This is a genomic window from Curtobacterium sp. LFS079 (assembly GCF_047977865.1).
GTDB lineage: Bacteria > Actinomycetota > Actinomycetes > Actinomycetales > Micrococcaceae > Arthrobacter.
Genome location: NZ_JBFPFO010000003.1, coordinates 384,777 through 406,003 on the forward strand (window position 1 = coordinate 384,777; position 21,227 = coordinate 406,003).

Consider the following 21,227-nt stretch of genomic DNA (forward strand, 5'->3'; position numbering starts at 1 on the left):
GGCAACAGGTGGTTGATCCATGCCCGCGCTTATCCGGGCCGGCGCCTACCGCCACCCCTTCACCGGCCAGGTCATGAAAGCGGGCTCCTCGTAGGGGTGCGCCGCGCGCAAGGCCCGGACCACGCCGTCGAGCACTTCCTCCTCTACGACGCACTCGATCCGGAGTTCGGGCACCTGCTCGGGTTCGTTCACAGCTCCGATGAACGGTTGTGCCCCGGCCAGGGGAGTGAAGTGGCCGGTGCCCGGGGTGGTGAACGCGCAGTGGCTGTAGTCGCCGATGCGGCCGGCGCCGGCGTCCCCGATGGCAGCCAACAGCTTCTCGCTGTGTGGGAGCGGAACGTAGACCACCAGTGCGTGGAGTTGGCTCATGCCACCATCCTGCCAGCGGCCGCGCAAACACGCGGGGAAACAGGTCAAAGGATGGTTTCTAATTTCCATTGCCAAACCAGAGGGTCTCAGCGGAACATTGGTATGTACACCGATTGGGGCAATCTCAAGGTTGTGAGGCGTAGGGCCTGTTGGGGAGACCGGACCCGGCGTCTCAACGGAGTACCGCAGGAATGGGCGCATTGGGGGCGTCCATTTTTTCGTTAATGCGCGAAGCGGCCCCGCAGGAGCAGGCCGGGCAGCCCGATTGGGAGATGCCGGAAATCTCAGGTACAGTAAGACCTGCTTTTGATTCAGAAGCAATGGAGAATTCGCCTAGCGGCCTATGGCGCACGCCTGGAACGCGTGTTGGGTTAACGCCCTCGGGGGTTCAAATCCCCCATTCTCCGCGTTTGGCCCCGGTCCCTTTCGAGGGAGCCGGGGCCCTTTGCGTTAACGGTGCGAATCCACTCAGCTCCGCGCGGCCGCCACCCGCTCCAGCACCTCACGGCAGGCCAGGATGGCGGGGTGGATGCGTCCGGCCTTGCGCGTCGACGTGAAGATGGTGCGGTGCGGTAGCTCGGGCAGCTCCAGCAGCTGCACCGATTTCTCGCGCCCCGTCCAGACGAGGTCCGGCATGAGCGCGACGGCGTTTCCGGACTCGATCAGCCGGATCTGGGCCTGGAGGTCCGCGGTTTCGTAGCGCACGTCCGGTTCGAAGCCCGCGGAACGGCAGGCCTGCTCGGCCCAGTGCCGGGATGCCGCGCCGTGCGGCTCCATGACCCATGGGAGTGCAGCGGTGTCCGCCAGGGACGTGATGGTTTCCCCGCCCAGCCCCACGGGAGGGGTGGCCAGCCGGATGGCGTCGCTGGTCAGGGTGGCGCGGTCAAGGCCCGGATGGTGCGGCGCGGCATGGCCGGGGTACTGCTCCGCCACGACGATGTCGAAGTCCCGCGCCCAGGTTTCGTAGAGCGCGGTTTCGGGCTCGCGCTGGGTCATCTCGACCCGGACCTCGGGATACTCCGCGCGCATGGACGTGAGGAAGTCCGGCATGAGGGCCAGTGCCGCCGATTGGAACACCGCCAGCCGCACCGTGCCGGTAACCGAAGACAGTGAGGCAGCGAGATCCGTCTCCGCCCGCTCCAAGGTGGCCAGCACGGACGCCGCGTGCTCCACCAGGATCTCCGCCTGCGGGGTGAGCTGCACCCGGCGGCCGGATTTGCGCAGCAGCTCCACGCCGGCCTCCTTCTCCAGCAAAGTCAGCTGCTGGGAAACCGACGACGGGCTGTACTTCATGGCGTCCGCCACCTCGGCCAAGGTCCCTCGGATCTTCAGTTCATGCAGCAATCGAAGCCGCCGGACGTCCAGCATGGACCCTCCAAAAATGCTCGGAAACTTTAATGAATATCGTTCGGAAAAGTTCGCTTTTCCTAATCTGATTGTAGATCCATACTGGTGGAAACGAAGCACCATCCCTAAGGAAATACGCGCATGAGCACACCAACCCGGGAATCCCGCGCCGCCGCCGGAAACCACGGTCTTCCGGACGCCGGACACTTCCAGGAACTCGGCAATGAAGCCACCGCCTTGGTCCGCCACTGGCTCACCGAAGCCTCGAAAGTTCCCGTCGACGTCTCCGCCCAGCGCCTTGCCGGCGTCCTGAAGGACCCCAACGGCCTGGACTTCACTGTCGGATTCGTCGACGGCGTCATCCGCCCCGAGGACCTCTCCGTCGCCGGCCGCAACTTGGCCAAGCTCGCCCCGAAGGTTCCGGCGTTCCTCCCCTGGTACATGCGCGCCGCCGTGCGCACCGGCGGCATCATGGCCCCGGTCCTGCCGCAGGTGGTCATCCCTATCGCCCGCAAGGTCCTGCGCGAGATGGTCGGCCACCTGATCGTGGACGCCACGGACGCCAAGCTCGGCCCCGCCATCGCCAAGATCAAGAAGGACGGCGTCCACCTCAACATCAACCTGCTCGGCGAAGCCGTGCTGGGCGAGCACGAAGCTGACCGCCGCCTCGAGGGAACCCTCAAGCTGCTGGCGCGTGACGACGTCGACTACGTCTCCATCAAGGAATCCTCCACCGTGGCCCCGCACCCGCTCTGGGCCTTCGACGAAGCCGTGGACCACGTGGTGGAGAAGCTCACCCCGCTGTACCGCCTGGCCGAGTCCAAGTCCAAGTTCATCAACCTTGACATGGAGGAATACAAGGACCTCAGCCTCACCATGGCTGTGTTCAAGAAGATCCTGGACAAGCCCGAGTTCAAGGACCTCGAAGCCGGCATTGTGCTGCAGGCCTACCTGCCGGACGCCCTGGCCGCCATGCAGGACCTGCAGGAATGGGCCGCTGCACGCCGCGCCAACGGCGGCGCCCCCATCAAGGTCCGTGTGGTCAAGGGCGCCAACCTGCCCATGGAACAGGTCCAGGCCTCCATCCAGGGCTGGCCGCTGGCCACCTGGGGCTCCAAGCAGGACTCGGACACCAGCTACAAGAGCGTCCTGAACTACGCATTCACCCCGGAGCACATCGACGCCGTCCGCATCGGCGTCGCCGGCCACAACCTCTTTGACATCGCCTTCTCCTGGCTGCTGGCCAAGGAACGCGGCGTCACCGGAGGCATCGAATTCGAAATGCTCCTCGGCATGGCCACCGGCCAGGCGACCGCGGTGCGCAAGGACGTGGGCAGCCTCCTGCTGTACACCCCGGTGGTGCACCCGGGTGAGTTCGACGTCGCCATTGCCTACCTGATCCGCCGCCTCGAAGAAGGCGCCAGCCAGGACAACTTCATGTCCGCGGTCTTCGAACTCAGCGAAAACGAAGCCCTGTTCGAGCGCGAAAAGCAGCGCTTCTTCGCCTCCCTCGCGGAGCTGGACGACTCCGTACCTGCGCCGAACCGCACCCAGGACCGCAACCAGGCGCCTGTCCCGGCGCCGCGCGAAGGCTTCGTCAACACCCCGGACACCGACCCCGCCCTCCCGGCCAACCGCGCCTGGGGTCGCGCCATCCTCGAGCGCATCCCGGGTTCCACCGCCGGCAACGACGTTGTCGAGTCCACCAAGGTCGCCACGGCAGAAGAGCTGGACCGCATCATCGCCACCGCCGTCTCCGCAGCAGAAACGTGGGGAGCCCTGCCTGCCGCGGAGCGTGCCGCGATCCTGCACCGCGCCGGCGACATCCTGGACGCCCGCCGCGCCGAACTGCTGGAGGTCATGGCCTCCGAAACCGGCAAGACCATCGAACAGGGGGATCCGGAAGTCAGCGAAGCGGTCGACTTCGCGCACTACTACGCCGAGCGTGCCAAGGACCTGGAAACGGTCGACGGCGCCACGTTCGTCCCCGCGAAGCTCACCGTCGTGACTCCGCCGTGGAACTTCCCGGTCGCCATCCCCGCCGGCTCCACCCTTGCGGCACTCGCCGCGGGCTCCGCCGTCATCATCAAGCCCGCAAAGCAGGCCCGCCGCTCCGGCTCCGTCATGGTGGACGCCCTGTGGGAAGCCGGTGTGCCGCGCGAAGTGCTGGCGCTCGTGCAGCTCGAAGAACGTGAGCTCGGCACCCAGCTGGTGTCCCACCCGGATGTGGACCGCGTGATCCTGACCGGCGGCTACGAAACCGCCGAACTGTTCCGATCCTTCCGCAAGGACCTGCCGCTGCTGGCCGAAACCTCCGGCAAGAACGCGATCATCGTCACCCCGCACGCAGACCTGGACCTCGCGGCCAAGGACGTCGTGCAGTCCGCCTTCGGCCACGCCGGCCAGAAGTGCTCGGCCGCTTCGCTGGTGATCCTGGTGGGCTCCGTGGCCACCTCCACCCGCTTCCGCAACCAGCTCCTGGATGCCGCCCGCTCCCTGCAGGTTGGCTACCCTGACCAGGCCATCACCCAGATGGGCCCGATCATCGAACCCGCCAAGGGCAAGCTGCTGCACGCATTGACCACCCTCGGTGAAGGCGAAAGCTGGGCCGTGAAGCCGGAGAAGCTGGATGAAACCGGCCGGCTGTGGTCCCCGGGCATCAGTTACGGCGTCAAGCGCGGCTCCTACTTCCACCTCACCGAATTCTTCGGACCGGTGCTCGGCGTGATGACCGCCGCCACCCTCGAGGAAGCCATCGCCATCCAGAACGAGATCGAGTACGGCCTCACCGCCGGCCTGCACTCGCTGGACTCCGAGGAAATGGGCACCTGGCTGGAGACCATCCAGGCCGGAAACCTCTACGTCAACCGTGGCATCACCGGCGCAATTGTGCAGCGCCAGCCCTTCGGCGGCTGGAAGAAGTCCGCAGTCGGCGCCGGCACCAAGGCCGGCGGCCCGAACTACCTCGTCGGCCTCGGCAGCTGGGTTCCCGCCGACCCCGCAACCAAGCCCGGGGCTACCCTTAGCGGCCCGGCCGCCGCCATCCTCGCCGCCGCCAAGACCACGGTCAGCACCGAGGAGGCCGAAACCCTGCAGAAGGCCCTCCACAGCGACGCCGCGGCCTGGGCCCAGGAGTTCGGCACCGCCAAGGACGTCTCCGGCCTGACCGCTGAGCGGAACATCTTCCGCTACCGCGCTTTCCCGGTGACCGTCCGCCTGTCCGAAGGCGCTCCGCTGGCCGAGCTGCTGCGCGTTGTCGCAGCCGGCGCGGTGGCTGGCTCCGCCATCACGGTGTCCTCCGCCGTCGAGCTGCCCGACGCCGTCGTGGCCGCCTTCGCCGGAGCTGGCGTGAACTCCCGGATCGAGAGCGACGCCGACTGGCTGGCCTCGGCGTCCCGGATCAACGGCGGACGCATTCGCCTCATCGGCGGGGACTACAGCGCCCTGGCCGCCGCCACGGGTGGCCGGCCCGACGTCGCCGTCTACCACGGCCAGGTCACCCCGGCCGGCCGGATCGAGATGCTGCCGTTCCTGCACGAGCAGGCCGTCAGCATCACGGCACACCGTTTCGGAACCCCGAACCACCTTTCGGATGCGCTGATCTAGCGTTCCGGCAGGAAGAAGCCCGGCGCCACCGCCGCAAGCCGTGGCGCCGGGCTTCGCGCGCTTAAAGGCTTATGCCATGCCCAGCCGCCGCAGCCGCGCCCTGGCCGCCTTCTCGCTGGAACTCTGCCGTCCCAGGCCCAGGCGGACGACGGCGAGCACCAGCCGGGCGGGTAGCACGGTTGGCAGGGGAACAGGTCCCAGGTGCGGCGTCCGCAGGCCGAGCAGCTCCCGGTACCGCGGGTCCAGGCTTCCCACGGCGGCGTTGAAGAGGATGCGGTACCCGGAGCGCAGGGAGGGCGCCAGGGGAGGGTTGCGGATGAATTCCACGGTTTCCCGGAGCCGGGCGTCCGAACGCAGTTCGCCCGAGGCGTACCAGCGGTCCATTTCTTCTTTGACCTCCGCGAGCGTCTGCGGCGGGCCGACCACACCCATCATCCGCCCGGCTTGTGCCCATTCCCGCACGTACTCGTCGGGGCCGCCGGGGATGGGACCGCCCCAGATGCGATGGACCGAAACGAAGGAATCGGCGTAGGTGGCGTGCACCCAGCCGAGCAGTTCGGGATCGAGCGCGGAGTAGCTGCGGGGCTTGCCCTCATTGTCGGTGTAGGTGCCATGCACGTAGCGGTGGACCTTCCGCACCTGCGCCGTGGCCTCCCGCGCCGCAGCCCGGGAGCCGTAGCTCACCGTGAAGATCCACCGGATGGTGCCGGCCAGGCGGCCGAGTGGGTCTTCCTGGAACGCGGAGTGGTCGTAGACCCCCGCCAGCGCCCCGGGATGCAGGGACTGGGTCAACAGCACCCGGATACCCGAGATGATCGTCGCCGTGGAGCCGTGCACAGCCCAGACCGCCGAGCCGGGGCGGTGGTAGCCCGGGTCGTTTCCGTCGGCGAGCTCCAGCACCCAGCCAGGGATGGCCTGCGGATGACCGGTGAAGGTCGTCCGCAGTTCGCCCCGCCATTTCCGGATGAAGCTGACCATCATCCATTCTGTGCCAGACTGCGGGCGTTCCGTAAGGGCGGACGGGGCACAAAAGGCGGCCACGGCACCCAAGCCGTGACCGCCTTCCGCAATTGAAACCGTAACTAAGCCGCCGGCAGTTCGGTGAGCGTCCGGCGTCGGCGGCCCGGAGAGGCTGCCACCAGCAGGGCCGCGATCGCGACGGCGGCACTCAGGATCAGTCCCGGACGGTACTGGTCCAACATGGCGGCCGCGCTCGCGGTGCCTGCCGCGTGGCCGTGCCCGCTGACGATCGCGGTGGTGACGGCAAGCACCAGGGCCGCGCCAACCTGGGTGCTGGTCTGGATCAGGCCGGCGGCCAGGCCCTGTTCGGAATCGCGGATCCCGGCAGTCGCCTGGACGTTGATGGACGGGAAGGCCAGCGCGAAGCCGATGCCCAGCAGGATGATCGAGGGCAGGATATCCAGGACATAGTTGGGCGTGGTTCCCACCCGCAGGAACAGCACGTAGCCCAGGCCCAGTGACACCAGACCGGTGAGAATCAGCGTGGTGGCGCCGAACCTGTCGATCAGCCGGTCGGCGAACGGGGCGCTGGTGGCCACGATCAGGCCCGCGGGGAGCAGGGCCAGGGCCATGCCCAGCGGCGACCATCCGAGCACCGACTGCAGGAACAAGGTGACGATGAACTGGAAGCTCAGGTAGGAGCCGAACAGGCCGACCGCGCTCAGGTTGGCCTTGGCCACCCAGCCTTCACGCAGGATGCCGAAGCGGATCAGCGGGTGCTTGACCTTGTTCTCGATCACGGCGAACGCCGCCAGCACCGCGGCTGAAACTGCGAACCCGGCGATTGTTGCCACAGATCCCCAGCCCTTTTCCGGAGCCGATACGAGCGTATAGACCAGTCCGAGCATGCCCAGGGCCAGCGTCACTGCACCCCAGATATCGTGTCCGCTGTTTTCCGCCGTCGGCTTGTCCCGGGGGATGTACCGCAGGCCGAGGAGGACGACGGCGACGGCGACCGGCACCGAGACGAGGAACGTCCAGCGCCAGCTGAGGCTGGTCATGAGGCCGCCGACCACCAGGCCGAGGGAGAAGCCGCTGGCGCCGAAGGTGGTGAAGATGGACAGTGCCTTGTTGCGTTCGCGGCCTTCCGCGAAGTTGGTGGTGATGATGGAAAAACCTGTGGGTGCGGTGAAGGCTGCGGCCAGTCCCTTGACGAAGCGGGTGGCGATCAGGATGGTGGGATCGTTCACCAGGCCGCCCACCAGGGAGGCGGCGGCGAAGACGCTCAGGGCGACCAGGAAGATCCGGCGCCGGCCCAGGAGGTCCGCGAGCCGGCCGCCCAGAAGCAGGAGGCTTCCGTATCCGAGGACGTAGGCGGACACGATCCACTGCAGCGAGTCGGTGCCCAGGCCCAGTTCATGGCCGATGGACGGCAGGGCGACGCCCACCATGGAAACGTCCAGGCCGTCCAGGGCCAGGACGGTGCAGAGCACCATCAGCAGGAGCCACTGGGCGCGGGTCCAGCTGACGGCGTTCCGGAGCTTGTCGGCAGATCTTTCGAGGGTGTTCGTCGAAGTCATGGAAGCAATCTATATGACGCGTCATTCAATGACAAGGAATATGACGAGGAATATTATGACGTGGCATTTAAATGCGGAATGAACTAGAATCGGGGCATGGCAACGACAGACCGCCAGTTGGTTGAGCAATGGCGCAACATCCAGGACGCGTATTTCCGCACGTCATGTGCGATCGACCGGGCGCTTGAGACCAAGTTCGACATCGGCCTTAACGAGTTTGAAATCCTGGACCTCGTGGCGGAAAGTTCGGACACCGCCTGCCGCATGAAGGCGCTGGGGGAGCGCACCCCCATGACGCAAAGCGCCGTTTCCAAGGTGGTGGACCGGCTCGAAAAAGCCGGGCTGCTGGCCCGCCATTCCTGCGCGGACGACCGCCGCTCCCTTTACCTCGAACTGACTGTTGCTGGCCGCAAGCTCCACGAGCAGGCCGCCGTCGAGCACCGGGCGCTGCTGAAGGAAAACCTCAGCTGATCGCAGCGCTCCCCGCAGGGGTTCCTTTTCACTCCCCGTGACGTCACAATAGGCGTGTGCGTCCGGGCTAGGAGGACGCAGCTTTATGGGGAGTGCTAGTGGGCAAACACCACGAGGCCGGCCTGGGCTTGGCCTTGGTGCGGTCCAAGGCTTTCAGGCGATCGTTGTCCTGGAGCTTCTTCGGAGTCCTGATGTTGCTGGTTTTTGGAGCGCAGGGCCCGCTGCCCCTGACCTCGTTTCACGCCGGTCCGGCCGCGAGCGGCACCGTGGGGCCGTACCTGCTGGATGACGCACCGCCGGTCTCCCTGGGCCCGGACGCCATCGTGTCCTTCGAGCGTTCCACTGTCCAGACCGTCGCGAAAAGCGGCAAGCGCCTGCTCAACGTTGCTTCCCGGGAACTGGACAGGCCTGGCAAAGGCAAGCTCTATGCACCCCTTGAGCATCTGGTTCCCAGTTCCCCCTTCGGCCTTCGCATTGACCCGCTCACCGGCAAGCCCGGCGAGTTCCACTGGGGCCAGGACTTCGCAGCGCCCTGTGGCACGCGTGTCTACGCCGCCGACGCCGGCGTGGTCCGCGCCGTCGGCTGGCACCTATGGGGTGGCGGAAACCGGGTGGAAATCGACCATGGAAACGGCCTCATCACCACCTACAACCACCTGCAGGGCATCGGGGTAAAGAAGGGCCAATCGGTCCGGGTGGGCCAGGTTATCGCCAAGGTGGGCACCACGGGTTCCTCCACGGGTTGCCACCTGCACTTCGAGACCATCGTCAACGGTATGCACACCGATCCCGCGGCGTGGACCTTCATTCCGATCCGGCAGGCGGACCCGCTCGACAACATCACGATGATCAGCTTCGCCCCGGGATCGGGAACCACGGAAGCCGAGGCTCCGGCCTGGGCGGTCCCGGTGGCCGCGGCCCCCGAGCGGGAAGTCACAGGCGGCGAGCAGGAAACCCGCGTGGTGCCGACGCCGACGCCGAGTGCTGCGGCGACGGCAACGCCCACGCCGACTGCGACGCCCACGCCGAGCGGTACCGCGACGCCGACGCCGACGCCGAGCAGTACCGCGACGCCGACGCCGAGCAGTACCGCGACGCCGACGCAAACAACTCCGACGGCCACGCCGACGCAAACAACCACGCCGCCTCCCGCGACTACGCCTCCTCCGCCGGCTCCGGTGCCGACGCAAACAACGTCGCCGCTGCCGACCCCCGTGACCACCTCGGCTCCGGTGCCGGTGCCGACGCAAACATCAACACCGCCGTCGCCCGTCCCGAGTGATCCCTTGGTGCCCACCCCGCTCGCGACCACACTGAATACGGAAACAGCGAGCCCCCTGCCGAGCCCTTAATACCGCGGGGGACTAGACTCGACTGCGGCACTTTGCCGCCCGCCGACGTCGTTGTTAAGGAAGTCCCATGTCCACGCTCCACTCCATCCCGCTCACTTTCAATGACGGATCGGAGGGCGACTTCGGGCGTTTCGCCGGGAAAACCGTCCTGGTGGTGAACGTGGCCTCCGCCTGCGGCTACACGAAGCAATACGCCGGCCTGGAGGAACTGTACGCGAAGTACCGTGACCAGGGATTCGAGATCCTGGGCGTGCCGTGCAACCAGTTCGGCGGGCAGGAACAGGGCAGCGACGCCGAGATCGCCGAATTCTGCCAGCGCAACTTCGGTGTCACGTTCCCGCTGATGAGCAAGAGCAACGTGCTGGGCAAGCAGCAGCACCCGCTGTACGCCGAGCTCACCCGTCCCGCCGAGGGCGAGGAACTGCAGAAGGTGAAGTGGAACTTCGAGAAGTTCCTGGTCAGCCGCGACGGCGAGTTGCTCACCCGCTTCCGTTCCGCCGTCGAGCCTGATTCCGCGGAGCTGATCGGCGCGCTCGAAGAGGCGCTCGCCTGATCCCTGCCCGTTCCATCACACGGTCTCGACACCGGCCCCTCGCCGGAACACACTGGGCGTGACTGCGCGGGCACCCCGCGCTCGGAAGCCATGGAGGACGCCGCGATGAACAACAAGGATCTGGTGCAGACGGCCGGTACGGAACTTTTCATTGACCGGGACCCAAGCGCGATCGACCGCTGGTGGGCGGCAGACTACCGCCAGCACAGTGCCATGGCCGGCGACGGTCCTGGGTTCCTGCGCGGAATGGTTGAGAAGCTGCCTCCGGATTTCCGTTTTGAGCCGGTCCGTCTGCTCGCCGACGGCGACCTGGTCGCGATGCACGGCACCTATTACGGCTTCGGTCCGCTGCCGTTGGTCGCCTTTGATGTTTTCCGGGTGGCCGACGGAAAGCTTGCCGAGCATTGGGACGCGCTCCAGCCCGTAGTGGCGGAGACAGCGAGCGGCCGGAGCCAGGTCGATGGCCCGGCGGAGGTCACCGCGCCGGAACAGACCGAGGCGAGCCGCGCCGTCGTCCTGGGTTTTGTTGAGGCTGTGCTCAAAGGCGGGAAGATCGTGGAGCACTGGGACGTCGTGGCGGAGATCCCGGAGTCACTTCCGCACGGCAACGGCCTCTTTTAGACGGCCTCTTTTAGGTGGGTTTTAGGCAGTGCGGCGTTACGCCGCGGTGATCTTCAAGGGGATCGAGCTCCAACCGCGCAGGGTGTTGTGCAGGTATGGCACCGGTTCCCCGATTGGCTCGATGTCCTTGATCCGGGTGGCCATCTCGGTGAACAGCACCTCCATCTCGAGGCGGGAGATCGGCTGCCCGACGCATTGATGGATGCCCATTCCGAAGGCCAGGTGCCCTCCTGCGTTGCGGTCGATCCGGAATTCGTCCGCGGTGTCTCCCCACTGGCGAGCGTCCCGGTTGGCGGAACCGACGAACAACAGCACCTTGGACCCGGCGGCCAGCGGCACGCCGTGGAAGACAGTGCCGGCGGAGGCGGTCCGGAAAAACGACTGGAACGGCGATTCGAAGCGCAGCGCTTCGTCGATGGCGAACTTGGCCAGCCGGGGATTGGCGTGCAGCGCGGCCCACTGTCCGGGGTGGGCGGCGAGCGCCTGCAGGGTGTTCCCGATCGAAAACACCGTGGTGTCCAGGCCGGCCGAAAGCATCGCACGCACCAGCAGGGCGGCCTGGTCCGCGCTGATCTCGCCGCGGTCCGCCGCCGCCCAGATCTGTGCACCCATGCCATCCTTCGAAAGGTTCTCCCGGGCGCAGTTGGCCATGACCCATTCGTGGGTGCCGGCGCCCTTCCCGAAGAATGAGCGGGAGCGTTCGTCGTCGGGCCCGAAGGCGCTGAAGTTCATGGCGCCGTGCGGCAGCAGGTTCCTTTCGCGTCCCTCCCGGGGAATCCCGACGGCGTCGCCGAACACCCGGATGGGGAAGATTTCGGCCAATTCCGTGACGCCGTCGAAGGTTTCCCGGGCGATCAGGCGCTCCACCAGTTCCTTGGCGAAGGCCTCGAACCCGGCGCGCAGCGAGCGCACGCCGCGCGGCGAAATGACCCCGGCCATGGCGGCCCGCATGGGGCCGTGCAGGGGCGGGTCGGACTCCAGGATGCCTTGGGGCCGCCACGCGGGTTCCTTGTGCAGGTTCTTCGGGCCCACCCCGGCGCCCGAGATGAAAGTCCGGTAGTCCTCCAGGATTTCCCGGCATTCCCCGAAGCCGGCGAAGGCGGGGACTCCGTATTTCTCGAGCCACACGGCGGGTCCGGCCGCACGCATGCGCTCGAACAACGGGTATGGGTCGGTGAGGTTTTCGTCGGTGTAGGGGTCGTCCGTGAAGACGGGAAGTGCCTGCTGCGGCATGGTCACTGACATCTCTGTCCTCGTTTGAGCTCGTTGTCGGTTCCGGGGGCGGCGGATTGGTGGGGCCCAAGCTATCGCTTGGAAAGAGCGGCGAGTAAACAGGATTCTCATCCTGTGGGAATACTGTTTGTCGAAGCGCCGGAATGCCCCGCACGATCTACTGCGGAGCAGCTCACGGCTGAACAGAAAGGACGGGCAGTGGCAGGACAGGCATCATTCGAGCGGGGCCTCAGGATCCTGTCCGCCGTGGCCGACGCCGGGGACACCACCGTCGAGGCAGTGGCCGCCAAGTTGGGCATCCCGGTCAGCAGCACCTACCGCTACTTCCGCCAACTGCGCGAGCTCGGCTTCGTCCAGGAGGACGCCGGGCTGTACCGGCCGGGCTCGGCGCTGCTGGCGCTCTCCGGAAGGCACCTGACGCAAAGCCACCTGGCAGAAGTGGGCACGGCCGTGCTCAAGGACATCGTGGACGCGGTGGGCGAAACCGCCGTCATGGTGATCCGGGTGGGAACCCGGGCCATGTGCCTGCGCCGCGTCGAACCGGACAAGGCCATCAAATACACCTTCGCCGTCAACGAACTCCTGCCACTCAGTGCGGGAGCAGGCCCGCGCGCGCTGCTCGCCTGGGCGCCTGCCGACGTCGTCCGCCAGGTGCTCGACGGCGGCCTGCCGCGCTTCACGGACAACACGCCCACCGCCGAGCAGCTCCGGTCCAGCCTCGCGCAGGTCCGTGCGTCCGGCTGGGTGGTTTCCCGCGGCGAGCTCGATCCGGGCGCCGTGTCAGTGGCGGTGCCGGTGATGTTCGACGGCGAGGCGGTCTGCGCGCTCAACGTGGCCGGACCGGAAAACCGCTGCGGCACGAGGAGCTGGCTGAACACCACCCTGAAGACCATGAACGAGGCAGCGGAGAACCTGGCGGCGTCGCTGGGGACCTTCGCGGGCCAAGGAACAACACGCCGATACACAACACTGGAGGCAGGCGATGACGCTGCACACTCTTCTTGAAACGGAAACCGGACCGGTGGTCGTGGGGGCCGCCCGCGCCACCCTGGAGGAACTGGTACAGGTGGCCCGCCACCGCCGGCCCGTGGTGGTGGACGAGGCCGCGCTCGCCCGGATGAAGCCCAGCGAGGAATGGCTTGGCGGCGTGATGGAACGCATGGAAGCCGGCGAAGACACCGCCCCGATCTACAGCATCAACACCGGCTTCGGCTCCCTCGCCGGACGCCAGGCCTTCGCCGAACCCTCCGACGCCGCCGAGCTGTCCCGCCGCCTGGTCATCTCCAACGCCTCGGGCGTGGGCCGCTACGTGGACGAGGAAGTGGTCCGGGCAACCATGTTCATCCGGATCGTCAGCCTTACCCAGGGCTACTCCGGGGTGCGCGGCGACATCGTGAAGACCCTGGCTGACATGCTCAACCGCGGCGTCCACCCGGCCATCCCGGAGTTCGGATCGCTCGGCGCCTCCGGTGACCTGATCCCGCTGGCCCATATCGCCATCGTGATGTCCCGCTCCCACCAGGGCGATGACCTGGAGCTGGATTCGGGCGAGGCCTTCGTGGACGGTGCCGTGGTTTCGGGCCTCGCCGCCATGGAGCACGCCGGCCTGGAACGGCTTCCGCTGGGCGCCAAGGACGGCCTCGCCCTGCTCAACGGCACCTCCTTCTCCTGCGCCCAGGCGGCCCTCGCCCTCTACGACGCTCAGAACCTCCTGGAAACGGCGCAGATCACGGCGGCCATGAGCATCGAAGCCCTCATGGGATTCGGCGATGCCTTCATCGACGAACTCCACCAGGCCCGCGGCCAGCGCGGACAGATCGAGGTGGCGGCACGCCTGCGCGAACTGCTTGCCGGCAGCGGCCTGGTGGACGGCGACGCCGGACGCGACCCCGTGCGCCAGCCTCCGCAGGACGCCTACTCCCTGCGCTGCATTCCCCAAGTTTTCGGCCCGGTCAAGGACACCCTGGAGTTCGCCGCAGGCATCATCGACAACGAAATCAACGCCGCCACGGACAACCCGCTGATCTTCCCGTCCCTACCGGCCAGCCGCAGCCTGAAGGCGGTGTCCGGCGGCAACTTCCACGCCGAATACGTGGCCTTCGCGGCCGACTTCATCTCGATCGTGGTCACCGAGATCGGCAACATCACCGAACGCAGGCTCTTCCGGCTGGACGACGGCACCCTGAACCGCGGCCTGCCGGACATGCTGGTGGCCAGCGAGCAGATCGGCATGGACTGCGGCTACATGCTGCCCCAATACCTGGCCGCGGCCCTCGTCTCGGACTGCAAGACCCTGGCCCACCCGGACAGCGTGGACTCCATCCCCACCTGCGCCAACCAGGAGGACCACGTTTCCATGGCCAACAACGCCGGCCGGCACACCCGGCAGATCGTGACGAACATCGAAACCGTGGTGGCGGTTGAACTGCTCATGGCGGCCCAGGCCCTGGAACTGCGCATGGGCCTCCCGGCCACGGCGGGCGCCCAGCCCGGCGCCGCAAGCCTCGCGGCCCTGGCCTTCCTGCGTTCCACGGCCTCGGACGACGGCCGCCCCATCGACCACATCACCCGGGACGTGGTCCTTTACCCCCGGCTGCGCAAGGCCACCGAGCTGGTCCACAGCGGCGCCGTCGTCAACGCGGTGAACACCGCGATCGGAGCGGGACGGTGACGCTGCAGGCGGCCGAGGCCTTGGCGGCAACGAAAGGCTTCACCCGCCTGACGGTGCGTGGCATCCGCGAGGAAGCGGACGCCGTCGTCTCCGTCCTGCTGGAGGACCCCGACGGCGGTGCACTGCCGGCCTGGGAGCCCGGCGCCCACATCGACGTGCTGCTGCCGAACGGGCTGCTCCGGCAGTATTCGCTGTGCTCCGATCCGGCGGACAGCAGCCAGTGGCGGGTTGCCGTGCTCCGCGAACCCGCCGGCCGCGGCGGCTCGGACTTCATCCACGGGACCCTCCGCCCGGGAGACGCCGTCGAGGTCCGGGGGCCACGGCACAACTTCAAGGGGCTCAACTTCCGCGGCAGCTCGCCTGCCGCGGGGGAGAAGCTGTTCATTGCCGGCGGGATCGGGATCACCCCGCTGCTGCCGATGATCCGCGCCGCAGCGGCCGCCGGCGAGCCGTGGCGGCTCCTCTACCTGGGCCGGAGCCTGCGCTCCATGGCCTTCCTCGCCGAGCTTGCCGCGCTCGACCCGGACGGCAACCGGATCCGGATCCACGCCAAGGACGAGGCCGGCCCGCTGGACCTGGCGGCGCACATCGCGGACGCCCCCGGCGCCGCCGTGTTTGCCTGCGGCCCGGCACGCCTCCTCGGCGAGCTGCGGGCGGCCCATTCCTCGGGTGCGCTGGCGGGGCTGGCGTTCGAGGATTTCGGGGCCGGTTCTCCTGATGCGCCCGACGCCGGTGCTCCCGCCGGCGGGAGCACCGGGGAAGCGGACGACGCCCCGTTCATCGTGGAAACCGCGGACGGCACCGAGGTTGAGGTCGCGGCATCCGAAAGCATCCTCGATGCCCTGCACCGGGCCGGCGTCCCGGCATTGAATTCGTGCCGGAAGGGCACGTGCGGCACCTGCGAAACCGCGGTGCTTGGCGGAACCCCGGACCACCGGGATGAAATCCTCAGCGACGAAGAACGTGCGGCGAACGAGACCATGATGATCTGCGTTTCGCGCTGCCGCGGCGAACGGCTCGTGCTGGACCTTTAGCGGGCCGCTGCCTGGAATTTTCCGACATTCCAGCCAGGAGTTACCCCATGTTGGTTTTCCGTCTGATTTGATGGTGCCTATTGGGACTGACACTGGAGGCGCCGTCTCCTACTGACCCCTAAGGCAGCAATGGAGCTCATCGAGGCCGAACATCCCCGGCCAGGACACATCCTGATGCACCTCAGTGATCCCCACCTGTTGGGGGGCGATGAACTCCTCTACGGGGGCGTAGACAGCGAAGCCCGTCTCAGGCAGCTTTTCTCGGAGGTCCACGCGTCCAGGCTCCGGCCCGAAGCCGTGATTTTCACCGGGGACCTTGCGGACCAGGGCGAACCGGAAGCCTACGCAAAACTCCGCGCGATAGTGGAGCCTGCCTGCCGTGACATGGGTGCGCGCATCATCTGGGCCATGGGGAACCACGATGACCGTGCAAATTTCCGGGCAGCTCTCTTTGACCAGGACGCCAATGATGCCCCGGTGGACCGCAGCTACTTCGTCAATGGGCTGCGGATCATCACCGTGGATACCTCGGTTCCCGGGCGGCACCACGGCGAGCTCAGCAAGTCCCAGCTGGACTGGCTCGCCGCCGAACTTGCCACCCCCGCCCCGGACGGCACAATCCTGGCCCTGCACCACCCGCCCGTCCCCAGCGTCCTGGACCTGGCAATCCTGGTGGAGCTGCGCGGTCAGGCCAGCCTGGCCGACGTCGTGCGCGGAAGCGATGTGCGGGCCATCCTGGGCGGTCATCTGCACTATTCGAGCACAGCCATGTTCGCGGGCATCCCCGTCTCGGTGGCATCTGCGAGCTGCTACACGCAGGACCTGAACGTCCCGCAGGGCGGCACCCGGGGCCGGGACGGCGCCCAGGCATTCAATCTGGTCCATGTCTACGAGAACACGATCGTGCATTCCGTGGTGCCGCTGGGCAGGTCCGCCACCGTGGGGGAGTATGTCAGCCCTGAGGCCACCCGGCGCAGGCTCGCCGAGGCGGGCATCCGCATACCCACGCGGCCCACACACGAAAGGCCCGCAGGCGCGAGGCTCGCGCAGATGACCGGCCGCTGACCAGCGGTCAAGAAGCAGCGGTCAGGAAGCAGCGGTAAGGGCCGGCGGGCCTACTTTTCCCAGGGTGCCTTGATCGGGAAATACATCTCCAGGAAGTCGACCACGAGGCGGGCGCGTTCCTTTGCAGAAACTTCGGGGAAACTGCCGTCATTGAGGCAGAAGAAGTCCATGTTGCGCTTGGCCAGGAGCTTGGGCAGGTAGTGCAGTCCCGACCACAGCGTAGTATCCACGTACTTGACCTTGGCAGCTGTCTGCGTCACGGCCCGGCCGGTGAGCAGGGCGTAGTAGTGATAGAAGGAATTCGTCACCGAGATGTTGTCTGCTGCGCGGAATGTGCTGGCGGCCGTGCGGGCGAATTCGCCGGGGAATTCCTGCTCCATGGTGGCCATGACACTGCGCCGCAGCGGCGCGGCCGCGTGCTCCAGGTGGCGGGTGGTAATCCGGCCGAAGCGGTCCCACAGCAGCTTGCGGTTCACCCTGGCGGCGTTTTCAAAGCCGCTGCGTTCGGCGTCGTTCTCACCGAGGCCGATCCTGGTTTCGGCTTCGATGAACTTGGTGATGCCGCCGGGCGTGAAGAACGTGTCCGGGCCTACCGGCCGGCCGAAGAACATGTCGTCATTGGAATAGAGGAAGTGCTCCGACAATTCCTCGATGTGGTGAAGCTGGCACTCCACCGCCTGCGAATTGTGGGTGGGCAGCACCGAGGGATCCGCGAAGAATTCCTCGCTGCGCACAATGGTCACGGCGGGGTGCTCGGCCAGCCATGAGGGCGCCTGCGAATCGGTGGCGATGAAGATGCGGCGGATCCACGGCGCAAACATGTGGACCGAACGCAGCGCGTACTTGAGCTCGTCGATCTGCCGGAACCGCGCCTCATGGTCGTCGCCTTCGCCCAGTTGTGCGCCGGCCATCCGGGCCCGCCGCGCAGCAATGTATTCCGGGGAACTGCCGTCCACCCAGGAAAAGACGATGTCGATGTCGAACCCGATGTCGCTTGCATGGTCCGCAAACATGTTCTCCATGGTCGGCCAGGACAAGCCGTGCCGCTCCACCGTGCCACGGACCGCGTCCTGGCGCAGTACCGTCCGCCGCGTCAGTGAATTTTCCACCGGCAGGACCAGCCGGTTACCTTCGAAACGCCACAGCTCCAGCTGCACACCGATCCCGGGCCCGTATTCCAAGCCGCCCACGGGTTCCACCCGCGGGCGGTACAGCCGGAAAATGCGGGCCTTGCGGTTCGTGGACAGCTGCCCGTCCGCCACCAGCACGGAGGACTTTTTGCGGGCGTCCACCGTCATGGAGTAGAACGGCTCGTTCCGGAACGCCGCCACCAGCGCGTCCCGCAGCTTCTTGCGGTCCTGCCAGTCCACGGCGATCACGGGCCGCTCGTCATTGCCACGGACCAGGATGAACTCCACACCGGCGGCGTCCAAGGCCGCGCGGACCGCCAGCAGATCCTCGACCATCGCCTGCTGAGGCGTCCGTTCCTTGTTGATCAGGGCGTAGCGCCCGTGCCGGCGGACGACGTCGGGCCGGTGCTTGAGGCGGGCGACGACGGCAGGCGAGACCGCCTCCGCCACCTCGTCCTCATTGGTGGAAGGGCTGCCGTGATAGATGGGGTCAAGCGCGCTTTGGGTGATGGTCGTACTCCGGTCTGTCGGGTTCAGACGCCTAAGGCCTCACGCCAGCTGCGCAGGAAGGCGCCGCCGGCGTCGTCGTGGATGATGTCCTCGCCAAGGCTAAGGTCAGCCGCGGTGAGGATCTGGTAAGGCTTCACCGGCACGCCGTCCGCGGGGCGGACGTCCAGGTGGCGGACCTCGTGGTCGTTGTGGTGGAGCCAGTCGGCCATGGCGTAGTCGGTGCGGGAATCGCCTACGGTGCGCCAGGCCTGCGGGGTGATGCCCTGGGCCGCCAGCAGTTCCACGGCGCGGCTGGCACCGAGGTCCTTGCCGAGGCGGACGGATTCGATGTCCGTGGAGATGATCGTGGGGTCCAGTCGGTAGTCCCCGGTGTCATCGGACTGCGGTGCGTGGTGGTCCAGGATGGCCGCGGACAGCCCGTGCCGGCCCATGAGCTCCAGGGCGTCCGCGTCGAACAGTTTCTGCTCGGCCAGGTAGTCCTCGCTGGGGACGTCGACGTGCTGTTCCACGGACACCATGGCCCGCTTGGTCTCGTCGAAGAACATGTGGGCCGCATAGTCCTCGGCCACCATGCGGCGGATGTCGTCGCCGTAGGCCTTCGGCACTGCAAGCTCGTGGTCCACGTGCACGGGGCCGGCGCCTTCTGCCGTGTAGCTGAACCACACTGCGCCCTTTTCGCAGATCGCATGGACCACCGTGCCGGAGGGCATCCCGGCGGCGATCATCGGCTCCATGACCTGCTCGCGGATGAAGGCATCGGAACGGCCGGTGTTGAAGATGACCGGGATGCCGGCCGCGGCCAGCGCCACGAGGTCGGCGATGATGTCCGGCTTCACCTCACGGGTGACGGGGCTGGCCACCGGGCCATCGACGTCGAGAAGCAGCGCGAGGGCCGGGGTTGAGCGGTGTTCGGTGCCGGAGCGGTGTTCGGTGCCGGAGTGCGGAACAGTCATGACACCATTTTGTCGCAGGTGCCCGGCATGTGACGGAGGTGTGACGGACGGAGGCGGCGATGGTCACTGTTTGGCCACAAAGCGGCGGGCCGCGAGCCGTGAAAGTTTCCTTGGCTGCCGTCGTTACTTAGGCTTGCACCGTGATCTTCAAAGCTGTGGGCGAGGGACGCCCGTACCCCGACCATGGTTTTTCCACGCCCAAGGAATGGGCCACGCTGCCCCCGCGTCCGGTGCGCCTCGACGAACTTGTCACCACCAAGCGCACCCTGGATCTCGAAGCCCTGCTGGCCGAGGATTCCACGTTCTTCGGCGACCTCTTCCCGCACGTCGTGCAGTACCAGGGGGTCATGTACCTCGAGGACGGCCTGCACCGGGCAGTCCGCACTGCCCTGCACCAGCGCACCGCAATTCACGCCCGGGTCCTGGTCATTGATGGCTAGGAAGGCGAAGGACCTCACCCGGTTGCACGGGCACCGCGTGGTCACTGGTCCGGAACTGCGCGCCACCTTCGACGAAGAGCAGGGCCCTGCACATTCCGGGCGCTTCGGCCGGCGGCTGTTCCACGGTGTTGTGCTGGCCTTGCTGCTTGGACTGATCATCGCCGGCATAGTGGGCGCGTGGGCGGTGATGAGCGGAGTGGTGAGGTTCCCGGACACGGCGGCCAGCAGCAAGGCGTCCGAACAATCGTGCCCCACCACGGCGTTCCACTACCTTCCGAACGGCAAGGTGACAGTACACGTCTACAACGCCACCGGCCGTACCGGGCTGGCCAAGAGCATCGCCGATCAGCTGAAGGCCCGCGGGTACAAGGTGGGCAAGGTGGACAACGCACAGACCCGCTACAGCGGCGCGGCGCAGGTCATCTCGGGATCCGCCGGCCAGGCTGCTGCTTTCAACATCCAGCGGAATGTCGCGGGAACCGACTACTACCAGGACGACCGCTCGGACGCGTCCGTGGACCTGGTGCTCGCCCCGGGGTTCAAGGAACTGGTCAAGCCCGGCCTGGTGGACCAGACGCCGGGCAAGCTCAGCTGCCCGCGGGAGACCCGCCGGATCGCCGACGATTCCAGGTGGCCCGTGCTGCCGTCCGCCGCTCCCTGACGGCCTCGTCAGGCGAGGTGCTATTTGAAGCGCAGCGGCGTGCCGCCATCGCCGAACCGGGCCCCGGCGCCGAGCTGGATGAACCGGACCGTTTGCCCGAGCCGATCCTCAAATGCGTGCTGACCGTCGCCCGCCGCGCCCCGTGTGCCGGAAGACCGCGCCGCGCTGGAGGAGAGCGTGCCATGGATGAGCCGGGCGAGCTGCGGAACGTCCGTCTCGGGCAGGTAGCCGGCCGCGACGCCGTCGCGCAGGATGTCCTCGAGCAGCAGGTTCAGCTCACTGACATGGTCCGCGAGCTTGGCGAACGACGCCGGGGAAAGCACGGCGGCCATGGCCGGGCCGGGCGGCAGGTGCCGGCGGCTGAGGTCCTCCACCTGGGCGCGCACGTAAAGCGCGAGCCGGTCCACGGGATTGTCCAGTTCCGCGAGCGAGGAGCGCAGGTCACCGAGGAATCGCTCGGTCTCGTCCAGGGCGTACGCGATCAGGAGCTGCTCCATGTCCGCGTAATAGTTGTAGACGGCGGTGCGGCCCACCCCGGCATGCCGGGCGACATCGGTCATGGTCAGCCCGGGCAGGCCGTGCGTGAAGAGGAGTTCTCCAAAGGCGGTCAGGATCCGGCGTTGGGTCTCGGCGCGCTGTGCCGCGTTGTTCGCGGCGGTGATCCTGGGCAT

At 67.2% G+C, this 21,227-nt stretch carries 19 protein-coding genes and 1 tRNA gene; 12 read left to right on the forward strand and 8 right to left on the reverse strand.

From position 1 onward, the window contains the following. Positions 1-45: 45 nt before the first annotated feature. Positions 46-369, reverse strand: a complete 324-nt coding sequence (locus tag ACNQPB_RS07730) for a hypothetical protein (protein ID WP_498750513.1) — start codon at positions 367-369, stop codon at positions 46-48. 322 nt (positions 370-691) lie between these two features. On the opposite strand from ACNQPB_RS07730, the gene ACNQPB_RS07735 reads away from it, so the two are divergent. Beyond that, positions 692-776 (forward strand) — tRNA-Ser (locus ACNQPB_RS07735). 61 nt (positions 777-837) lie between these two features. Here ACNQPB_RS07735 and ACNQPB_RS07740 read toward each other — a convergent pair. Beyond that, on the reverse strand, positions 838-1,737 hold the full coding sequence (locus tag ACNQPB_RS07740; RefSeq protein ID WP_498750514.1) for a LysR substrate-binding domain-containing protein: 900 nt from the start codon (positions 1,735-1,737) through the stop codon (positions 838-840). Positions 1,738-1,857: 120 nt separating this feature from the next. On the opposite strand from ACNQPB_RS07740, the gene ACNQPB_RS07745 reads away from it, so the two are divergent. Further along, the gene (locus tag ACNQPB_RS07745; protein ID WP_498750516.1) at positions 1,858-5,322 is read left to right on the forward strand and encodes a bifunctional proline dehydrogenase/L-glutamate gamma-semialdehyde dehydrogenase; all 3,465 of its coding nucleotides are present in this window, start codon (positions 1,858-1,860) and stop codon (positions 5,320-5,322) included. 69 nt (positions 5,323-5,391) lie between these two features. Here the strand turns inward: ACNQPB_RS07745 and ACNQPB_RS07750 are convergent, their stop codons facing one another. Further along, positions 5,392-6,300, reverse strand: coding sequence for an oxygenase MpaB family protein (locus ACNQPB_RS07750; RefSeq protein ID WP_498750517.1), 909 nt, complete (start codon positions 6,298-6,300; stop codon positions 5,392-5,394). 104 nt (positions 6,301-6,404) lie between these two features. Beyond that, a complete protein-coding gene (locus tag ACNQPB_RS07755) occupies positions 6,405-7,862 on the reverse strand; it encodes an MFS transporter (RefSeq protein ID WP_498750519.1) in 1,458 nt (485 codons plus the stop codon). Positions 7,863-7,958: 96 nt separating this feature from the next. Between ACNQPB_RS07755 and ACNQPB_RS07760 the strand changes: the two genes are divergently transcribed. The 4 genes from ACNQPB_RS07760 (at position 7,959) to ACNQPB_RS07775 (ending at position 10,859) form a co-directional block, all read left to right on the forward strand. Beyond that, complete coding sequence (locus ACNQPB_RS07760) at positions 7,959-8,333, forward strand: MarR family winged helix-turn-helix transcriptional regulator (RefSeq protein WP_498750521.1); 375 nt, start codon at positions 7,959-7,961, stop codon at positions 8,331-8,333. A gap of 98 nt (positions 8,334-8,431) precedes the next feature. Then, positions 8,432-9,685, forward strand: coding sequence for a M23 family metallopeptidase (locus ACNQPB_RS07765; RefSeq protein ID WP_498750523.1), 1,254 nt, complete (start codon positions 8,432-8,434; stop codon positions 9,683-9,685). 67 nt (positions 9,686-9,752) lie between these two features. Next, positions 9,753-10,238, forward strand: a complete 486-nt coding sequence (locus tag ACNQPB_RS07770) for a glutathione peroxidase (RefSeq protein ID WP_498750527.1) — start codon at positions 9,753-9,755, stop codon at positions 10,236-10,238. 105 nt (positions 10,239-10,343) lie between these two features. Then, positions 10,344-10,859 (forward strand): nuclear transport factor 2 family protein, encoded by a 516-nt coding sequence (locus ACNQPB_RS07775; protein WP_498750530.1) that lies wholly within the window; start codon positions 10,344-10,346, stop codon positions 10,857-10,859. A 36-nt stretch (positions 10,860-10,895) separates the two neighbouring features. Here ACNQPB_RS07775 and ACNQPB_RS07780 read toward each other — a convergent pair whose 3' ends face one another. Continuing rightward, positions 10,896-12,104 carry a cytochrome P450 gene (locus tag ACNQPB_RS07780; RefSeq protein ID WP_498750532.1) on the reverse strand — a complete coding sequence of 403 codons (1,209 nt, stop codon included), beginning with the start codon at positions 12,102-12,104 and terminating at the stop codon, positions 10,896-10,898. A gap of 186 nt (positions 12,105-12,290) precedes the next feature. On the opposite strand from ACNQPB_RS07780, the gene ACNQPB_RS07785 reads away from it, so the two are divergent. The 4 genes from ACNQPB_RS07785 to ACNQPB_RS07800 all read left to right on the forward strand — a co-directional run bounded on the left by ACNQPB_RS07785 (position 12,291) and on the right by ACNQPB_RS07800 (position 16,862). After that, positions 12,291-13,097 (forward strand): IclR family transcriptional regulator, encoded by an 807-nt coding sequence (locus tag ACNQPB_RS07785; protein WP_498750534.1) that lies wholly within the window; start codon positions 12,291-12,293, stop codon positions 13,095-13,097. Further along, the gene (locus ACNQPB_RS07790; protein WP_498750536.1) at positions 13,075-14,763 is read left to right on the forward strand and encodes an HAL/PAL/TAL family ammonia-lyase; all 1,689 of its coding nucleotides are present in this window, start codon (positions 13,075-13,077) and stop codon (positions 14,761-14,763) included. The genes ACNQPB_RS07785 and ACNQPB_RS07790 overlap by 23 nt, the downstream gene beginning before the upstream one ends. Next, positions 14,760-15,797: a PDR/VanB family oxidoreductase gene (locus ACNQPB_RS07795; RefSeq protein ID WP_498750538.1), complete on the forward strand. Its 1,038-nt coding sequence runs from the start codon at positions 14,760-14,762 to the stop codon at positions 15,795-15,797. Before ACNQPB_RS07790 ends, ACNQPB_RS07795 begins: the two co-directional genes overlap by 4 nt. Before the next feature lie 129 nt (positions 15,798-15,926). Further along, positions 15,927-16,862: a phosphodiesterase gene (locus tag ACNQPB_RS07800; protein WP_498750540.1), complete on the forward strand. Its 936-nt coding sequence runs from the start codon at positions 15,927-15,929 to the stop codon at positions 16,860-16,862. Between the two features lie 50 nt (positions 16,863-16,912). On the opposite strand, the gene ACNQPB_RS07805 is transcribed toward ACNQPB_RS07800, so the two are convergent. Together ACNQPB_RS07805 and ACNQPB_RS07810 are read right to left on the reverse strand one after the other, a co-directional pair. Beyond that, on the reverse strand, positions 16,913-18,442 hold the full coding sequence (locus tag ACNQPB_RS07805; RefSeq protein WP_498750542.1) for a stealth conserved region 3 domain-containing protein: 1,530 nt from the start codon (positions 18,440-18,442) through the stop codon (positions 16,913-16,915). A gap of 83 nt (positions 18,443-18,525) precedes the next feature. Continuing rightward, positions 18,526-19,455 (reverse strand): Cof-type HAD-IIB family hydrolase, encoded by a 930-nt coding sequence (locus ACNQPB_RS07810; RefSeq protein WP_498750544.1) that lies wholly within the window; start codon positions 19,453-19,455, stop codon positions 18,526-18,528. A 140-nt stretch (positions 19,456-19,595) separates the two neighbouring features. On the opposite strand from ACNQPB_RS07810, the gene ACNQPB_RS07815 reads away from it, so the two are divergent. Continuing rightward, positions 19,596-19,895 carry a type II toxin-antitoxin system VapB family antitoxin gene (locus ACNQPB_RS07815; RefSeq protein WP_498750546.1) on the forward strand — a complete coding sequence of 100 codons (300 nt, stop codon included), beginning with the start codon at positions 19,596-19,598 and terminating at the stop codon, positions 19,893-19,895. Then, positions 19,888-20,556: a LytR C-terminal domain-containing protein gene (locus ACNQPB_RS07820; protein WP_498750547.1), complete on the forward strand. Its 669-nt coding sequence runs from the start codon at positions 19,888-19,890 to the stop codon at positions 20,554-20,556. Before ACNQPB_RS07815 ends, ACNQPB_RS07820 begins: the two co-directional genes overlap by 8 nt. 20 nt (positions 20,557-20,576) lie before the next feature. Here ACNQPB_RS07820 and ACNQPB_RS07825 read toward each other — a convergent pair whose 3' ends face one another. Further along, positions 20,577-21,227, reverse strand: coding sequence for a TetR/AcrR family transcriptional regulator (locus ACNQPB_RS07825; RefSeq protein ID WP_498750549.1), 651 nt, complete (start codon positions 21,225-21,227; stop codon positions 20,577-20,579).